This window comes from Komagataeibacter sp. SM21 (assembly GCF_041402665.1).
Classification (GTDB): Bacteria; Pseudomonadota; Alphaproteobacteria; order Acetobacterales; family Acetobacteraceae; genus Komagataeibacter; species Komagataeibacter saccharivorans.
Map to the genome: position 1 here is coordinate 1 of NZ_JBGLOV010000019.1, position 16048 is coordinate 16048.

The 16048-nt window shown below is 57.1% G+C and carries 15 protein-coding genes and 1 pseudogene; 11 read left to right on the plus strand and 5 right to left on the minus strand.

The annotated features are described in order from the left end of the window. Window positions 1-126: 126 nt before the first annotated feature. The 9 genes and pseudogenes from ACBR42_RS14430 to ACBR42_RS14470 form a co-directional block, all read left to right on the plus strand. Window positions 127-576, plus strand: a pseudogene (locus tag ACBR42_RS14430) (cytochrome ubiquinol oxidase subunit I); the annotation flags it as partial. 3 nt (window positions 577-579) lie between these two features. Continuing rightward, entirely contained in the window at window positions 580-1599 is a 1020-nt protein-coding gene (gene cydB / locus ACBR42_RS14435) for a cytochrome d ubiquinol oxidase subunit II (protein ID WP_371208468.1), read from the plus strand. A gap of 191 nt (window positions 1600-1790) precedes the next feature. Beyond that, on the plus strand, window positions 1791-2324 hold the full coding sequence (locus ACBR42_RS14440) for a nitrate reductase associated protein (RefSeq protein ID WP_118963742.1): 534 nt from the start codon (window positions 1791-1793) through the stop codon (window positions 2322-2324). 22 nt (window positions 2325-2346) lie between these two features. Continuing rightward, window positions 2347-4650, plus strand: a complete 2304-nt coding sequence (locus ACBR42_RS14445; protein WP_371208469.1) for an FdhF/YdeP family oxidoreductase — start codon at window positions 2347-2349, stop codon at window positions 4648-4650. A 14-nt stretch (window positions 4651-4664) separates the two neighbouring features. Beyond that, complete coding sequence (gene moaA / locus ACBR42_RS14450) at window positions 4665-5750, plus strand: GTP 3',8-cyclase MoaA (protein ID WP_371208470.1); 1086 nt, start codon at window positions 4665-4667, stop codon at window positions 5748-5750. Between the two features lie 135 nt (window positions 5751-5885). Then, window positions 5886-6128 (plus strand): MoaD/ThiS family protein, encoded by a 243-nt coding sequence (locus ACBR42_RS14455; RefSeq protein WP_110548386.1) that lies wholly within the window; start codon window positions 5886-5888, stop codon window positions 6126-6128. Beyond that, window positions 6125-6547, plus strand: coding sequence for a molybdenum cofactor biosynthesis protein MoaE (locus ACBR42_RS14460; RefSeq protein WP_371208471.1), 423 nt, complete (start codon window positions 6125-6127; stop codon window positions 6545-6547). The genes ACBR42_RS14455 and ACBR42_RS14460 overlap by 4 nt, the downstream gene beginning before the upstream one ends. Before the next feature lie 40 nt (window positions 6548-6587). Further along, complete coding sequence (fdhD, locus tag ACBR42_RS14465; RefSeq protein WP_371208472.1) at window positions 6588-7391, plus strand: formate dehydrogenase accessory sulfurtransferase FdhD; 804 nt, start codon at window positions 6588-6590, stop codon at window positions 7389-7391. Window positions 7392-7733: 342 nt separating this feature from the next. After that, window positions 7734-8186, plus strand: a complete 453-nt coding sequence (locus tag ACBR42_RS14470) for a MucR family transcriptional regulator (RefSeq protein ID WP_371208473.1) — start codon at window positions 7734-7736, stop codon at window positions 8184-8186. A gap of 299 nt (window positions 8187-8485) precedes the next feature. Here ACBR42_RS14470 and ACBR42_RS14475 read toward each other — a convergent pair whose 3' ends face one another. From ACBR42_RS14475 to ACBR42_RS14485, 3 genes are all read right to left on the minus strand, one after another. Continuing rightward, window positions 8486-10090, minus strand: coding sequence for a globin-coupled sensor protein (locus ACBR42_RS14475; protein ID WP_371208474.1), 1605 nt, complete (start codon window positions 10088-10090; stop codon window positions 8486-8488). 448 nt (window positions 10091-10538) lie between these two features. Then, on the minus strand, window positions 10539-11084 hold the full coding sequence (locus ACBR42_RS14480; protein ID WP_371208475.1) for a hypothetical protein: 546 nt from the start codon (window positions 11082-11084) through the stop codon (window positions 10539-10541). Then, on the minus strand, window positions 11081-12205 hold the full coding sequence (locus tag ACBR42_RS14485) for a DUF3500 domain-containing protein (RefSeq protein WP_371208476.1): 1125 nt from the start codon (window positions 12203-12205) through the stop codon (window positions 11081-11083). Before ACBR42_RS14485 ends, ACBR42_RS14480 begins: the two co-directional genes overlap by 4 nt. A gap of 463 nt (window positions 12206-12668) precedes the next feature. Between ACBR42_RS14485 and ACBR42_RS14490 the strand changes: the two genes are divergently transcribed. Beyond that, on the plus strand, window positions 12669-12875 hold the full coding sequence (locus tag ACBR42_RS14490) for a molybdopterin-binding protein (RefSeq protein WP_110547397.1): 207 nt from the start codon (window positions 12669-12671) through the stop codon (window positions 12873-12875). 68 nt (window positions 12876-12943) lie between these two features. Here the strand turns inward: ACBR42_RS14490 and ACBR42_RS14495 are convergent, their stop codons facing one another. Continuing rightward, window positions 12944-13795, minus strand: a complete 852-nt coding sequence (locus tag ACBR42_RS14495) for a 23S rRNA (adenine(2030)-N(6))-methyltransferase RlmJ (protein ID WP_371208477.1) — start codon at window positions 13793-13795, stop codon at window positions 12944-12946. A 544-nt stretch (window positions 13796-14339) separates the two neighbouring features. Between ACBR42_RS14495 and ACBR42_RS14500 the strand changes: the two genes are divergently transcribed. Continuing rightward, entirely contained in the window at window positions 14340-14972 is a 633-nt protein-coding gene (locus ACBR42_RS14500; RefSeq protein WP_371208478.1) for a hypothetical protein, read from the plus strand. 297 nt (window positions 14973-15269) lie between these two features. Here ACBR42_RS14500 and ACBR42_RS14505 read toward each other — a convergent pair whose 3' ends face one another. Next, on the minus strand, window positions 15270-16010 hold the full coding sequence (locus ACBR42_RS14505; RefSeq protein ID WP_371208479.1) for a class II aldolase/adducin family protein: 741 nt from the start codon (window positions 16008-16010) through the stop codon (window positions 15270-15272). Window positions 16011-16048 lie beyond the last annotated feature (38 nt).

Below are 16048 nucleotides of genomic sequence, written 5' to 3' on the forward strand. Positions count from 1 at the left end.
AGCGGATAACAGCGCCCAATCTGCTCAAAACGCAGACCGGATGCCAGCGCAAAAACCGTCAATCAAATCGCCAAAAGCCAGAAATCACGGGCCACGCACATCAATTGACGGTTCTTCGATCCCTCCATCTTCTTCTCTTTCCGCATCATGGTCGCCCTCGGCATGCTGATGATGCTGGTGGGGCTGTGGTCCCTGTGGCTGCGGCGGAACAGCACCCTGTTCACCAGCCCGGTTTTCCACCGTGTCGCGCTGTGCATGGCGCCTGCGGGGTTTCTGGCGCTGCTGTGCGGCTGGGTTACGACAGAAGTCGGCCGCCAGCCGTGGACGGTCTATGGCCTGCTGCGCACGTCTGACAGTGTATCACCCGTCGCCCTGTCCTCCATGGCGTTTTCGATGACGGCGTTCGTGGTGGTTTACGTGCTCGTATTCGGTTCCGGGATGGGCATTCTCGTCCGCATGCTGGGCCGCGCGCCGCAGGAAGGCGAGCATGATGCCAGCCCTGCCCACGCTCCCGAGATTCTGGCAGCCCGCATGCATCCGGGCGTGATTGACCCCTCTACTGGCAAAGGAGCCTGAGGCATGATGGACTTCGCATACTGGCTCCCCATCGTGTGGGCCGTCATACTGGTGGCCGCCATTTCGATCTATGTCGTCCTTGACGGCTTTGACCTCGGCATCGGGATGCTGTTCGCACTTGAACGTCATCCGGGCCGTCGGGATGTGATGGTCAACACCATCGCACCCGTATGGGACGGGAACGAGACATGGATGGTACTGGGTGGGGCCGTGCTTTACGGGGTTTTCCCCGGCGCATACGCCACGTTGCTGCCCGCCTTCTACCTGCCGATCGTGCTGATGCTGCTGGCGCTGATCTTTCGCGGCGTGGCGTTTGAATTCCGTGTCATGACACGTGGAACGGGAAGGGAAGGGGTGTGGAATGTCGGCTTCATGGCAGGTTCCGCCATCGCCGCATTCTGTCAGGGCGCGATCCTTGGCGGCGTGGTGCAGGGGATCAGGGTCGTTGACGGGGCCTTTGCCGGCGGCCCGCTCGACTGGATGACGCCGTTCAGCATTCTGTGTGGCCTGGCGGTCATGTGTGGTTATGCCCTGCTGGGGGCGACATGGCTGATCTGGCGCACCACTGGCGTGCTGGAAGCATCATGCCGCCGCTGGGCTGCCCGGCTGGCTGTGGGGCTGTTCCTCGGCATCGTGGCGGTAAGCCTGTGGACGCCGCTGCTGCACGCGCCTTACCTGCGCCGCTGGACCGACTGGCCGAACATTCTGTTTGTCGCTCCCGTGCCGGTTCTGGTTGCCGTGCTGGCCGTCCTGTTTGCCATCGGGCTGCGCAGAGGACATTCCAGGGGGCCGTTCCTGTGTGCGCTGGGCTGGTTCTTCCTGTGCCTGTCCGGTCTCGGGATTACGCTGTGGCCCTATGCCGTGCCGCCGGGCCTGACGTTGTGGGATGTGTCTTCTCCGCCATCCAGCCAGTTCTTCCAGTTGATCGGCACCGCCATCCTGCTGCCGATCATCCTGACCTACACGATCTATTCCTATCACGTCTTTCGCGGAAAGGTGACGGAAACCGATGGGTATCACTGAGATTGTCCATGGGAACGGAGATGACGCACCCCCGCGTACCGGTGCCCGGATCGCATGGTTCGTTGCGATCTGGTCGCTGAGCACCACTGTATTTTTCGGGGCGGCGTCCCTGCTTCACCTGATCGTTCCCAGATAAACCGGGCGGTGTGACCGCCCGACATTTTCCTCCCTCCAATAAGGGATATGGTTCAATGCTTTTCGACTTTGAACGTGATTTTGCAGGGTCCCTGCGGTGCATTCCAATGATCGCGCGGCAGAAGCTTGATATTGTCGGCATCAAACTGAGCCTGCGTCAGTGGAGCCGGTTTACGCGCGACGAAAGGGGCCAGCTTGCCGACCTGCCGTGCGAAACCGCGCCCGAACAGGCAACCTACCGCGAACTGGTCGCGCACCTGATCGCAACCCGCAGTGACGAACCGTTGCGCCCGCTTGCAAGCCGTGGGCTGGAAGCCTGGCGTGATGCGGACCGGATGCCCGATACCGTAAAGACCCAGGCACAGGCTGATGGGGTCGCGCCGCCTACGGCTGCGCAATGGGCAACCCTGCAACCACTCCAGCGATTTGCTTTGGTGAAGCTTGCCCGCTCGAAGCATGAAAACGAAAATTTCGTGCCCGCAATGCTGGAGTTCGGCCTGCTGCAACCGCATGCCGGGCTGCTGCATGACGCAGGTGCTTCCCCCAATCCGACAGCCGTATCGCGTGGCCACACACGCATGCCCAACTGAATAAGCCACGAGGGTTGAGATCATGAGCAACGAAAAAACGCCTGAATACAGACCCTATCATCATCCGGCTGGCGGGTGGGGTGCGGCAGGGGCGACCGCGAAAGTGCTGATGGAACAGAGCGTGCTGGTCAAGGGGTCACGCGGGCTGCTGTCCATGAACCAGCCGGGCGGTTTCAAATGCCCCAGCTGTGCATTCCCTGACCCCGACCATCGCAAGACGCTGGAGTTCTGTGAAAACGGGGCCAAGGCTCTGGCGCATGAAGCCACAAAGGGACGTGTGACGCGGGAGTTCTTTGAAAAATACACCGTCACCGAACTGATGCAGAAAAGCGATTACTGGCTGGAAATGCAGGGCCGCCTGACCGAGCCGATGCGCTATGACGCACAAAGCGACCGTTACGTGCCGGTGGCGTGGGATGATGCGTTCGCGCTGATCGGTCAGCACCTGCGCGCCCTCGACAGCCCGCATCAGGCGGAGTTCTATACATCGGGCCGCACCGCGAACGAGACCGCGTTTCTTTATGCAATATTCGTGCGTGAGTTCGGGACCAACAACTTCCCCGACTGTTCGAACATGTGCCATGAGCCGACCAGCCGTGGCCTGCCGCCCGCCATCGGTATTGGCAAGGGCACGATCGTCATGGACGATTTCGAGCACGCAGAGGCGATTTTCGTCATAGGGCAGAATACAGGCACCAATTCCCCCCGGATGATGACAAATCTGGTCGAAGCCCGTAAACGCGGCGTGCCGATTGTCCTGATCAACCCGATGCCCGAACGCGCGCTGATCCGCTTTACCGAACCGCAGGACGTGCTTCAGATGGGCACGTTTGGTTCAACCCCCATTTCCAGCGAATTCGTGCATGTGCGCATCGGCGGCGATCTGGCCATCTTCAAGGGCATGATGAAGGCGCTTTTTGAGGCGGAAGCCCGTGGCGAGAAGGTGCTGGATCTTGATTTCATCCGTGAGCACACGGCAGGCCTGGAAGCCCTGCGTGATGATGTCATGGGGTGTAGCTGGGCGGACATCACCCGTATTTCGGGCATAGCCGAGGACCAGATCCGCCGGATTGCGGATATCTACATGAAGTCCAATGCCACGATCATCTGTTACGGTATGGGGCTTACGCAGCATCAGGAAGGCTCACGCCTGCTGCAGCAGGTGGCGAACCTGCTTCTGCTGCGCGGCAATTTCGGCAAGCCCGGCGCCGGTATCGCGCCGATCCGTGGCCATTCCAACGTGCAGGGCGACCGCACGGTTGGCATCGACGAAAAACCGACCGATGCCTATCTGGACCGCGTGCGTGACGCCTTCGGGTTTGAACCGCCGCGTGAACATGGACATCACGTGCTGGAAGCGATCGAGGCCATGGAAGCGGGCACCGCCAGGGTGTTCTTCGGCATGGGTGGCAATTTCATCCGCGCCGTGCCGGACACGGACCGTTCTTATGCCGCCATGCGCAACCTCAACCTGACGGTTGGCGTGGCGACCAAGCTGAACCGGGGGCATCTGGTGCATGGCAAGGATGCGCTCATCCTGCCGGTTGTCGCCCGCTCGGAAATCATCCGCACGGAAGCGGGCGAGCAGTTCGTGACCATTGAGGACGCCATGGCGAATGTCACGGCATCGCGTGGTGTGTTCGAACCCGTGACCGAACATGTACGGCCGGAAACGGAGATCGTCTGCCGCATGGCCATGGCGACGCTGCCCGCCTCCCGCACGCCATGGGCGGATTATATGGTCAATTACACATTGATCCGGGACAAGATTGCCGAGGTTTATCCTGAAATCTATGCGGATTTTTCCGAAAGGATCAAAAATCCGCATGGGCTGCACCTTGATATCCCGCCCCGTCGCCGCGTATGGCAGACGCCCAATGGCAAGGCGAATTTCCTCGTGCTGCCGGGGCTGGAAGTCAACATGCCGGTCAGGGATACGGCCATGCTGCGTCTGGCGACCATCCGTTCGCACGATCAGTACAATACGACCATCTACAGCAACAGCGACCGTTACCGCGGGGTGTACAATACCCGTCTTGTCATCTTCATGAACAGGGATGACATGGCCGAACGCGGCCTGGCGAATGGTGATGTGATCGGGCTGGAAACCTACAGCGATGACGGGGTCAGGCGGTATGTCGATGGCCTGAACGTGCTTGATTACCCGATGCCGCGCGGCGCCATTGCGGGATATTACCCGGAACTGAATCCATTGCTGCCGCTGGATTACTTTGACGGGATCAGCGGAACGCCCGCGGCGAAATCCATTCCGGTAAAGGTGGTGGAAAGTGTTGCATCCGCGCCTGCAATCCGGATTGCGGGCTGACAGGGCAGGGGGCCATGAATGACGAGAACAGCAGCCGGTCGGTCAGTCCCGTGCCGCCTGTCGACAGGCATGGCCGCATGCTGCGTGACCTGCGCATTTCGGTTATGGACCGGTGCAACTTCCGGTGTCCCTACTGCATGCCGGAAGCCACCTATCATGAAGCCTTCCGGTTTCTTGGTTCCGGGGAACGGCTGGATTTTGACGAGATCGAACGGGTGGCGCGTATCGCCGCGGAACTGGGTGTCACGAAAATAAGGCTGACCGGTGGGGAACCCCTGCTGCGGCCCGGCCTGCCTGATCTGGTCAGTCGCCTGCGCGCCCTGCCGGGCATTGAGGACGTCGCCCTGACAACCAATGGTATCCTGCTGCCACGCCTTGCGCCAGCGTTACACCAGGCGGGACTGCGGCGTGTGACGATCAGTCTCGACAGTCTTGATCCAGCCGTATTCGCCCATATGAGCGGCGGCAGGGGGGAACTGTCTGCCGTGCTGAAGGGCGTTGATGCCGCCCGTGCCGCCGGATTTGAAGGCGGCGTCAAGATCAATACCGTGGTCCAGCGGGGCGTGAATGACGCGGGTGTGCCGGATATCCTTGCACGCTTCCGTCATACTGGCGTTGCAGTCCGCCTTATCGAATATATGGACGTTGGAAATCGCAACGGGTGGGACCGTGCCGATGTCGTGCCCTCAGGCGAACTGCGCGCGCGTATTGCAGCCCTCTGGCCCCTTGAACCGTTGCCGCCCAGGTATCGTGGTGAAGTGGCGCGCCGCTATTGCTACGTCGATGGGGCGGGCGAGATCGGGTTCGTCTCATCAGTCAGCGCGCCGTTTTGTGGAGCATGCTCCCGTGCGCGCCTGTCTTCAGACGGGAAGCTCTACACCTGTCTTTTCGCAACGACTGGCACGGATCTTCGTGCGCTTTTGCGTGACAGCGCCGGTGATGCCGAAGGCGACCAGCAGTTGCGGACCATCCTGTCACGGATATGGCGACAGCGGACGGATCGCTACAGTGAGGAACGGGCGCGTCATCGCATATCACCACACGGCGAGGAACAACTATCCCGTCGGGAGAAAATAGAAATGCATTATATCGGGGGATGAGGTGAGAAGATATTCGCCCGTTCAAATACCCGCCTGACTGATCTGAATAAAACAGGGGTACAAGGAACCATAAACATGCCCGACCGAACGGGTCCGGATGTCATGCTACCTTGTGCCCAACAAACAGGAAGTAAAATGCTGAATATAGATCTGCAGTATTTCGCGCAATTGCAGGACGCCGCGGGGCGGGCGCATGAAATACGCACGACATCGGCCCCTACGGCAGCCGCCCTGTATGATGAACTGCGTGATGTATACAGCTTTGCGCTGGAACCCGCCTGCATGCGTGTCGCCATTAATGCGGCGTTCTCCCCATGGGAGCAGCCGCTTCGTGATGGGGATCATGTTGTCTTTATTCCGCCGGTTACTGGCGGATGAGCGACTTTATCGTGGCGGATGCGCCGGTGGATATCACCACCCTGCGCAGGGAAATTCTTGTCCCCGAAGCGGGCGGGTTCTGCGCCTTTGAAGGGTGGGTAAGGCAGACCAATGACGGGCGTGCTGTTACTGGCATTGATTACAGTGCGTTCGTGCCACTCGCCCGGACGGAAGGGCAGGCGATCGTGCAGGAGGCAAAACAGCGTTTCGCAATCTGTCATGCAACAGCCATGCACCGGACCGGCTATCTGTCCGTAGGGGAAACGGCGGTATGGATTGGCGTGGCTGCGGCACACCGCGACGCCGCATTCAATGCATGTCGCTACATTATTGATGAGATCAAGCAGCGCGTCCCGATATGGAAAAAAGAGCATTACGCCACCGGTGTAACCGAATGGGTGCCCTGCCACACCCGCTGACCATTGAACAGTGCCCACGTGACTGCCTGAGGCTGCCGTAATGTCCGCTCTTTTCTATCCGTTAGATGTTGCTTCCCTGTCCTGTCCAGATGAAAAATTCAGTCTGAATGTGGCTGAGGAAGTGCCGGTCAGCCTCATGTTCAACGGAATGTTTCCGTACGGCACGATGATGATGACGCCAGCAGACCTGAAAGATTTTGCCTACGGCTACTGCATAACCGAACAGATCGTCAGTTCGCCTGCGGAAATCCGCTCGGTGGATGTTGTACCGGCGGAAGATGGTCTGACCCTTGATATTTTCATAAAGGGAAGGGCGTTGACGCGCCTCATGCGCCGGAATGTCCGCATGCAGACTGGTCATTCCAGTTGCGGCATATGCGGGAGCGAAACAGTACCGGCCTGCGACGCCGTGGCGGGCGCACCGTTTGGGGATGGTCCCCGCCTGTCCGTAACGGCAATACGCAATGCGCTACATGAACTGCGCAAATGGCAGACGCTGAATGCAGCGACACGTATGGTCCATGCGGCTGCATGGGCAAATAATAGCGGCAATATTCATATGATCCGTGAAGATGTGGGAAGGCACAATGCGCTGGACAAGCTGATTGGTGTGCGTGTCTGCCATCCTGAAGTTTTCAACGATGGCTTCTGTCTGCTTACGAGCCGGTATTCATTTGAAATGGCGCTCAAGACGGTGCGGGCTGGTATTGCAGTAGTGGTCGCAATTTCAGCCCCGACACATCGCGCCTTCCGCACGGCTGAAAAGATGAACCAGACCCTTATCGCGATTGCGCGTCATGATGAGCAGACGCTGTTCTGCGGTGGAAAGCACCTTGTCATGTAGTATATCGATATTTCTATAAAATAAAGACTCCCCCTCTTTCTGGTCATTCAGGAATAGGGGGATCGTAATATTCATATGAAAATGACCCGGCATGGCAACTGTGAGACAGCCAAGGGCACCGTATCATGGCCCTCGTTCCCGCACGCCACATTCGTAGCGACGGCAACTTTGACGCAGGCTGGGAAATGGCAGCGCAGTTTCTATTAGTCGAAGCACGCGTTACAGGCGGTTTATCGATGTCAGTTTCCAGATTGCAGACTTAAGTCCGGCTTTTGGATCACCCCTGCCGGTATAGTTTCCAAAAAATAAAACTACTTAAAAAATCCATAAATGGAGCAGTCAATGCCTGAGTCCTGTCCTGCGTTTCCTGATGGTCATCATGATCTTCTGAAGCGAACGGTAAAGATCGTTGTATCATATATAAGTAATAATAAAATACCGGTGCAGGATATGGGTAAGCTGGTCAAATCCGTTTACGATGCCCTGAACGGCGCTCATTCGGTAGAACACGAAAAGGAATCCCAAAAGAAACCTGCTGTTCCTGTTAACCGGTCAGTTTTTCCGGAATATATTATTTGTCTGGAAGATGGCGTCAGGCGCAAGATGCTGAAACGCTACCTGCGTACTTTCCATGGCATGACAGTAGATGAATACCGTAAACGGTGGGGATTGCCGCAACATTATCCCATGGTCGCACCAAATTACGCAATACGGCGGTCATCCATAGCGCGGCAGGCCGGTCTGGGTCAGACTGTTATGCACGACAGCCCTGACCGCACGGGACCAGACAACTGATCTTCGATGGCTGCCCGGTGTCCAGTCACTGATGTATTATCCATGATCCGTTTGCCCGCGTGTTCAGGTGCCCTCAATAACCCTGTTTTCAGCGTGATCGGTGCTCTGGCGCATCATGCCTGTGTTGTCGGGATCGGCGGTCCGATCCCGCAAAGCCCGCCCTGTAACGCCCCGTCAGTGGATGCTGGCCCGGTAACCGAACCGGGCGAATAAAGGGCGTCTTCCCCTTAAAGACCACAGGTCGGGCGGGTGTGCAGCGCCATTACCGCCATGCGTTAACTGGACGACACAACCCGGTTCTATTGAGCAGTCTCAAGCCTGTACGCACCGGATGGAACAGTATCCAGTGCGGCAACCGGTTGCGTGGGTATGGGATGCGGCGTGTCCTTTCCCGCCCATACTTCTGGATTGGCCTGAAGGGTGAAGGACTCAATAAGCGTATTGAGTTGTTCAGCCTCGGTGGCAAGGCTGCGACCTGCGGCCGAGGTCTGTTCCACCATGGCTGCATTCTGCTGCGTGTTATGGTCTATGGTGCTGACAGCGGCGTTTACATCCTGCAATGCGGCGGCCTGCTCGGTGGATGCTTCTACAATGACGGATATATGCCTGTTGATCTCGGCAACGTCGGTGATAATTGTCTTGAGCGCCTTGCCGGTTTCCCCGACCAGCGCCACACCGGATCTGACCTCCTCCCGGGATTTTGCAATCAGCGCCTTGATTTCCCGCGCCGCATCGGCGGAACGCTGGGCCAGAACGCGGACTTCAGCGGCGATAACCGCAAACCCCTTGCCCGCATCGCCCGCACGGGCTGCTTCCACGCCTGCATTCAGCGCCAGAATATTGGTCTGGAAGGCCACTTCGTCCATGACATCGGTAATGCTGCCAATGGAACCGGACGACTGCTCGATTGCCCCCATGCTGGCGATGGCTTGATGAACAATGGTTTCCGACTGCTCGATACCTGTCTTTGAACGGTCCACCAGCATGCCCACTTCCTCGGCACGCTGCGCGGTGGAACGGACGGTGGCGGTGATCTGGTCAAGGGCTGCAGCCGATTTTTCGACCGATGCCGCCTGCTGGAGAGTACGGCGCGACAGGTCATCGGTGGCGCAACTGATTTCCCGGATGGCAACGTCAATCGACGCTGTAACCTGGGCCACGGATTGCAGCGACTGGCGCAGGGTACCCATCGCATTATTGAAATCGGCGCGTAGCGGATGGTACGCTTCCGGCAGGGCTGTATTGATCTCGCTGGTCAGGTTCCTGTCCGCGACTTCCGCCATGGCCTTGCCAAAGCTTTCACATACCAGACCCTGTTCAGCGGCAATGGCCGCCGCCTGACCGGCAAGCTTGGCTTTTTCCGCCTCGTCCATATAGACGGAAAGGGCGAGGTCCATGTCCAGAACCACAGCCTTTACCAGACTGCCCAGCGTGTGGCCGAATTCTTCACTACTCATGGTGGCATTGGCGAACAGGCGGCGTTTGGGAAATACTTCCCTGACGGCGGCCTTGATCAGGTGGTCAAGGATGATGGCGTAACCGCCCATATACCACCGGGGTTCAAGTCCGATACGCGCATGCACGGTGCCAACCGTCTGTGCCCTGCGGGCATAATCCTGACTGAAGTCGCCGTTGGATATATTGTCCCAATGCACGGCCTGCGCGCTTTTTGCGGTATCAATATCCTTTTCGGATGAGAAAAATCTCATCATTTCCGGTGTCTTGCGCACCTGCGCGTAGAACTGGTCCAGTGCGACAGGCAGTTCGCGCTGCAGCATGTCCTTGAGCGAGCGGATCGCCATGCAGTCCTGCGGGGAAAGCTGCATGAAATCCAGCCGTTCGCTGACGGCACGGATATCGGCCTGGGTTCTGTCTGCCGCGGTCGTGCGGTGCGGGTGTGGCATGAGACACTCCGAAAAAGGTTTCGAATGCTCGGGGCAGGATCGCAACCCATCATCACCGTCACCATAAGGCGGCCATGATGGGTCACTTGCCGGTATCCGTTGCGATCAGATCGTGCTGGGGCCGTTTCTGATCATCTTCGGCGAACACATTAATGAGAGTATCGGGTAACGCAGTAAAATTATGAACGCAAGGTTAATGTTCATATTTTGTAAATATATTTCTGAACAGAGTGTTACAGAAATTGTTTACTATAAATATTAAAACAATACAAAAATGGTTCTATTTGTTATAAATAGGAAAATGTTCTGGTAATTTATCTTGAGAATACCGATTTCGTCTATGCATCATCCCTGATGCCCATAGCTAACGAAGGTATATTCTAACAGCGTCAGGATTATTATCCTATTTCTGGATTTGTTCCTTTTCGGCAACATTGTTGCCGTGTTGTTATCGGCTGACGCTGAAATCCAGACCGTAAGATGCCTGATCGGGGGAGCGCCGCTGCTGCTGGATATGAATGGCCGGATCATGGGGCAGCAGGCCATTGACCAGATATACCGTATCGGTCCCGACACCATGATTCGCATAAACCAGTTGATACGAACCCGGTATCAGTTCCACATTCGCATCAAGACGCAGGATGATCGTGCCGTTCCCCGTCTGCATGGTCGTGACAGGGGGAAACAGGGTTTCCGCAACGGTCAGGGAAAGGGGATGGCCGTTCAGGTCCAGTTGCAGGCCCTGTCTGACCCGGTCCGTATAGCGCTTCTGCTCCTGCGCGGACAGGATGCCGTCCGCGTTGCTGTCAATCTGGCGGATGACACCCGATGCCACATCAACCCCCGGTGTCAGGCGCACGGTGACGGTGATGTGCCTGCGTGCCACGTCAATGACTGTGGCCTGCATATATTCATCCAGCCTGTGCGCGCGGGCGGGTCCAATGGCGGCCATGAACCCGATGGCCGCCACCAGCAGCGACCAGCCGTGTCTCATGGCCGGGTGTACCGGCTGCCATAGCTGTTGGTTGGGTCACGATAGACCGTATGCACATGCATGGTGGGATCATCGCCCACACCCTGCGGCGAGAATTCGATAAGTAGCCGCGGCCCCTGTATCCGGTAATAGGACGATCCGTTACGCCCCGGCGCATGGGTGGTGGGACCACTCCACGCGAACCATGTGCTGTCCAGATCCTCCCTGATTTCTTTTAGCCGGGGGGCGGCATAGGCATCGTTTATGATTCCCGCCCATTCCCCGATTATACCCATCAGTAGGTCTTTCTGGGTGGCAGTCAGGGCAGACCCTTTTATCCCTTCGGGAATGATTGTCTCGCCATCATGCCCCGGCCCCTGAACAAGGTCTTCCACCTTGTAGGGCAGGATGGCCTGCTGGCGCTGCGTGGCATCCAGCGCATCCAGCAGGGCGAAGGCGCGGTCGTTTTCCCCCGCCAGAACGCGCACGGTTTTCCCATCTGCCTGATAGACCGCCGGCTGCGCGCCGGTCAGGGTGGGCGTCATGACGCCATGAACCCCGTCGATCACGATATTGAGTCCCAGATGATGGCCACCGAACTGCACCATCCATGGCTTTGCCGCGTCCGGTTCGCCAAAAATCGCGATGGTATAGACCGACCGGCCAGAAGCGAAAGGCGTTCCTTCATCCGACAGCGCCTGATCCGCCCCCATGATATCCAGCACTTTCTGGTATCCCCGCGGGCTCAGCACTGTCTGTAGCAGGTGCAGGGCCGCCGCGTGCTGGATCGGATTTAACTGCCCCATCTGCAGACCGGGGCGTAGCACGTCGCTGACCGGAAAATTGGACCATACCGCGTCACCGTAGCGTTCCCCGATAAAGCCCCCCGGCGGGCCCATGCCCGGCCCGCGAGCGGTGGGGGCGCTCGCCTGTGCATCTGTTACGGGCTGGACAGGCTGCCCCGGTGCGCTGCGGCGGAAGCGGGCCAGACTGCCTGATTTCTGTATTTTGAAGGGGAACTGCACCTTTGCCCGACCCGCCGCGTCAAAGGTTGCAAGAAAGGATTGGGCGGCTGCGACCACTGCCTTCGTGCGGGTAGCTGGCATGTCTTCTCCCGTAAGGAGCGTAGCTGTGGACGCCATGGCCGGAACGTTCCCTGTCATAACTGGTATCAAGGCCATAACCAGCCCGCCCGCTGCCAACGAGATTTTTTGCATCAGTCCTCTGCTCTGTCCCATCTGGCGATCGCCTGCCCGGATAAACACTGCATGGCCCATGCCATGAAAGCAAGAGACCAGCATTATCAGGCGGATAAAAAGGGTATGTCAGTTTGCCGTGCAGGGCGTGTCTGTATTGATGGTTTGCGGTTCTGTCCCATGGCCTGCGCGCGGTAATGGAACCGCTTCTTGTAAATACGACCGGAACCGGCGGATCATGATGATAAAGTCTGATCCGGTCGATGTCTGGCGTACCGGTCAGGCTCCATGGTTGGTATGATTTTGCCTTGAAGTCATTATGTTGATAATCTGACTGTATGGCTGTCTGAAAGCTATATCAATAATATCCGCATGTATAGTCTGTGGATATTGAAGGAGTGGGAATAAAATGAAAATCAGTGCACGTAACCAGATTGCTGGCAAGATCGTTGAAATCATAAAAGGCGCCACGACTTCGCATGTAAGCATTGATATCGGTGGCGGCAACATCATCACCGCGTCCATCACCAACGAAGCCGTGGATGATCTGAAGCTGTCGGTGGGTGAAAACGCCACCGCCCTTATCAAGGCGTCCGACGTGATGGTTGGCGTTTAAAAAAACGGCCCCTGCCTGCATGCCATGTCAGGCAGGGGATACTGCGCAATGGTAAATGATTGAAAGTATTATTGGGGTACTACCCAGTCGATAACGGCTTCCGTCTCCCCCATGCCGATATGCTTACATAAGGGCGTCAGGATATTCCGGGCGGTTTCGTCAAACTGGAAGGGCGGATTTGCAATCAGCATGCCGCTGCCATTCAGTCGTGTCGGGTCAAGGGGCGGGCGTATCGTAAGTTCCACAGACAGCAGATTGCGCTGCCCCGCATCCTTCAGCGTATTGAAGAAGGCGCGCACAGGCGCACGATGCTTGATGGGATACCATGCAGCGACAATGCCGGTGGCAAAGCGGCGGCGTGCCGTCATGATGGCATTGGCCAGTCGGGAAAATTCGTCTTTCCGTTCAAAGGGAGGGTCGATCAGCACCAGTCCCCGCCGGGCATCTTTTGGGGGGAGGAGTGCTGTAATCGCCTCGTAGCCATCGCGTGCGTGAACAGATACGCCGCGATTGCGGCGGAACAGACGCTTCAGGCTCAGTTGATCCTCCGGGTGAAGTTCGCAGCAGGTCAGGCTGTCATCGGGGCGCAGCAGGCGCGCGACGAGGTCAGGCGAACCGGGATAGAAAATCTGCCCTTCATGTTCACGGATGACGGTCCGCACAATGTCCAGCCAGTTTTGCACGGCGGCCAAGTCGGGCGCCTGTTCAGGAAGCTGAAGCAGTCTGCCGATCCCCTCGCGCCATTCTCCCGTTGACTGGGCCTGGGGGCCAGACAGATCGTACAGCCCGATGCCAGCATGGGTGTCCAGAACCGAAAAAGGTGAGGGCTTACGGCAGAGGTTTTCAATTAATGCCGTTACCAGGGCATGTTTCATGACATCGGCAAAATTGCCCGCATGATAGCTATGTCTGTAATTCAATGTCCGCTGGCCTCAACTCTGGTCATCCCGCGCGCAGGCGCTTCCGGTGCCTTTTAAAGCATTGGCATGGTCTTTTCCATGGCGGTGTCGGGATCATGACATGCCACCCGGTACAGGACAGCGGCATCAAATTTACGATGAAACCATCGCAGAAAGAATGAGAGCCGCAGGCATCCATGCCGATATCCGGGCTTATTATGAATATCTTCCTGTTTCTCAAACTAGACAGGGAGGGCGGGCCACCAAATTCCAATGCGGTTGCGATATAGTGCCGCGTCCATAGTGGATGATTATCGGTTGCATGCTGGTAACGCCCGTATGTCTACCGGGCAGATCGTTCTAGACGCATCTGATTTATTAGAAAATCAAATATAATTGTCCGATGATTATCATGTGATTTCTTCATTGCCATTTTAGACATTGTGGACTAAAGGTGCCCGGATTGGTTGCCGTGTTTTTTATTTGTTCTGGAGGCCGGTATATTGAGTATTGGTTTGGCATACAGAAATATTAAACTTTAATACCGAAATAGAAGAGTATTGATATGTCGGGGTTCAGAAAGGTTGTTTTCAGGGGTGCGGTTGCACTGACGGGTTTATTTGCTATCGACTGCATTGTCGCGCCTGACCATAAGCTGATTGTGGCAGCCGGGGCGCAGACTGCTCAGTTGGTCCACGACGCGCAGGAAGAAGCCGAGCACGAGGAGCAGGACCCCAATGGTGACGACCATGCTTCGACCCGGCCGTTTAACGATCCGATCGAAGGTTACTGCCTGCCAACCTCACATATGAGCAGGGGGCCGGTTCAGGCGGTTGAGGAAGTCGCGCATCCTTACGGTTATATGGCGGTTCAACTGCATGACCGGGTGGTTAGTGATGGTACCTGGATACGGTGTGAGTCTGCTGCGCGGCGTCCCGAACCTGATGGCTCCGTGACAATCCGGTTTGACACCACGAACGGTCCCGTTGACATAACGATGCAGGAAACCGCTCCCGAAAGCCAGAAATATCGTATCTCCAGAGTATGGAGTCCCCGCATACCGGATGCGAAGGTCGTGGTCGGAAACTGCATGACGCCCAACAACCTCATTCAGTGCGCCGCCCGTCTTTCCGTAAGGCATGGTAGCACTACGCCTGAACTGAACTATTTCATCAACTATCACACGAGCGATATGTGAAACCCCACAGAAGCAGGTTGGGGAACTGTACAGTCAAGGGCATGGGTAAGGAGTCTTCTGGAAAAGGATGCTGAAGGCTCAACGCGGCTATTGAAGATGTTCGCAGGCGCGGAACGGGTAATTCCCTGTTTCAGGTCTGGAGCAGGCGCTCAGACAGGGCAACGTGTTCTGAAAAAAATATCAGAAATAAACCTGCGGGCATTATTTGAAAAATACTGTCGGTTCATCTGACCGTGCCCCGCACGGCCTGCATGAATGCTTCCGCAGGCTGTGCGGGGTGGCGCCTTGCGTCAGTCGTCAGTTTTTGTAATCAGGCTGCTCCCGGTCAAGCTTGCGGCGGAGTGCCTGCCAGATCAGTTGGCCCTGATCGGGATCGTCATCGAACTGGGCCTTCGTCCGCATGATTTTTTCTTCCGACGGCATATTGAGCGGTACACCCGTGGCCTGTGCTGCGATCTGGATACGGCATGCCTGTTCCAGATAGTACATACGGTAAAATGCCTGTGCGATAGTGCTGCCAACCGTAAGCAGGCCATGGTTTTGCAGGATCAGGGCATTTCTGTTGCCCAGATCGCGGACCAGCCGTTTACGTTCGCTCAGATTGTCATCTGCCGCGATCCCTTCATAGGCATGGAAGCCGACACTGCCATAAAACTCGATGTTGATCTGGTTCAGGGGCAGGATACCATGGTCCTGTGCCGCCACGACCATACCCGGCACGGTATGGGTGTGCATGACGCAGGCCGCATCGGGGCGACTGCGGTGAATGGCCGAATGGATGACAAAACCCGCGGGATTGATGGGATAGGATGTCTGCTGTCGCGGGCGGCCATCCGCATCGACAATGACGAGTGAGCTTGCCGTGATTTCCTCAAACAGGAAGCCATAGGGATTGACCAGATATTCATGCCGATCCCCCGGCAGGCGAACGGACAGATGCGTATAGACAAGGTCCGTCATACCGAAATGGGCAATCAGGCGGTAAGCCGCGGCCAGTTCTTCACGCAGGGACTGTTCCGTAGGGGGAGAGAGGGTCATGGAAAATCCTGTATATTCGTCCGGTAGGGTATAATACC

Bases quoted from the DNA above. Each gene is read 5' to 3' on its own strand.
- cydB (WP_371208468.1), top strand. From the start codon at position 580: ATGATGGACTTCGCATACTGGCTCCCCATCGTGTGGGCCGTCATACTG.
- ACBR42_RS14440 (WP_118963742.1), top strand. From the start codon at position 1,791: ATGCTTTTCGACTTTGAACGTGATTTTGCAGGGTCCCTGCGGTGCATT.
- ACBR42_RS14445 (WP_371208469.1), top strand. From the start codon at position 2,347: ATGAGCAACGAAAAAACGCCTGAATACAGACCCTATCATCATCCGGCT.
- moaA (WP_371208470.1), top strand. From the start codon at position 4,665: ATGAATGACGAGAACAGCAGCCGGTCGGTCAGTCCCGTGCCGCCTGTC.
- ACBR42_RS14455 (WP_110548386.1), top strand. From the start codon at position 5,886: ATGCTGAATATAGATCTGCAGTATTTCGCGCAATTGCAGGACGCCGCG.
- ACBR42_RS14460 (WP_371208471.1), top strand. From the start codon at position 6,125: ATGAGCGACTTTATCGTGGCGGATGCGCCGGTGGATATCACCACCCTG.
- fdhD (WP_371208472.1), top strand. From the start codon at position 6,588: ATGTCCGCTCTTTTCTATCCGTTAGATGTTGCTTCCCTGTCCTGTCCA.
- ACBR42_RS14470 (WP_371208473.1), top strand. From the start codon at position 7,734: ATGCCTGAGTCCTGTCCTGCGTTTCCTGATGGTCATCATGATCTTCTG.
- ACBR42_RS14475 (WP_371208474.1), bottom strand. From the start codon at position 10,090: ATGCCACACCCGCACCGCACGACCGCGGCAGACAGAACCCAGGCCGAT.
- ACBR42_RS14480 (WP_371208475.1), bottom strand. From the start codon at position 11,084: ATGAGACACGGCTGGTCGCTGCTGGTGGCGGCCATCGGGTTCATGGCC.
- ACBR42_RS14485 (WP_371208476.1), bottom strand. From the start codon at position 12,205: ATGGCGTCCACAGCTACGCTCCTTACGGGAGAAGACATGCCAGCTACC.
- ACBR42_RS14490 (WP_110547397.1), top strand. From the start codon at position 12,669: ATGAAAATCAGTGCACGTAACCAGATTGCTGGCAAGATCGTTGAAATC.
- ACBR42_RS14500 (WP_371208478.1), top strand. From the start codon at position 14,340: ATGTCGGGGTTCAGAAAGGTTGTTTTCAGGGGTGCGGTTGCACTGACG.
- ACBR42_RS14505 (WP_371208479.1), bottom strand. From the start codon at position 16,010: ATGACCCTCTCTCCCCCTACGGAACAGTCCCTGCGTGAAGAACTGGCC.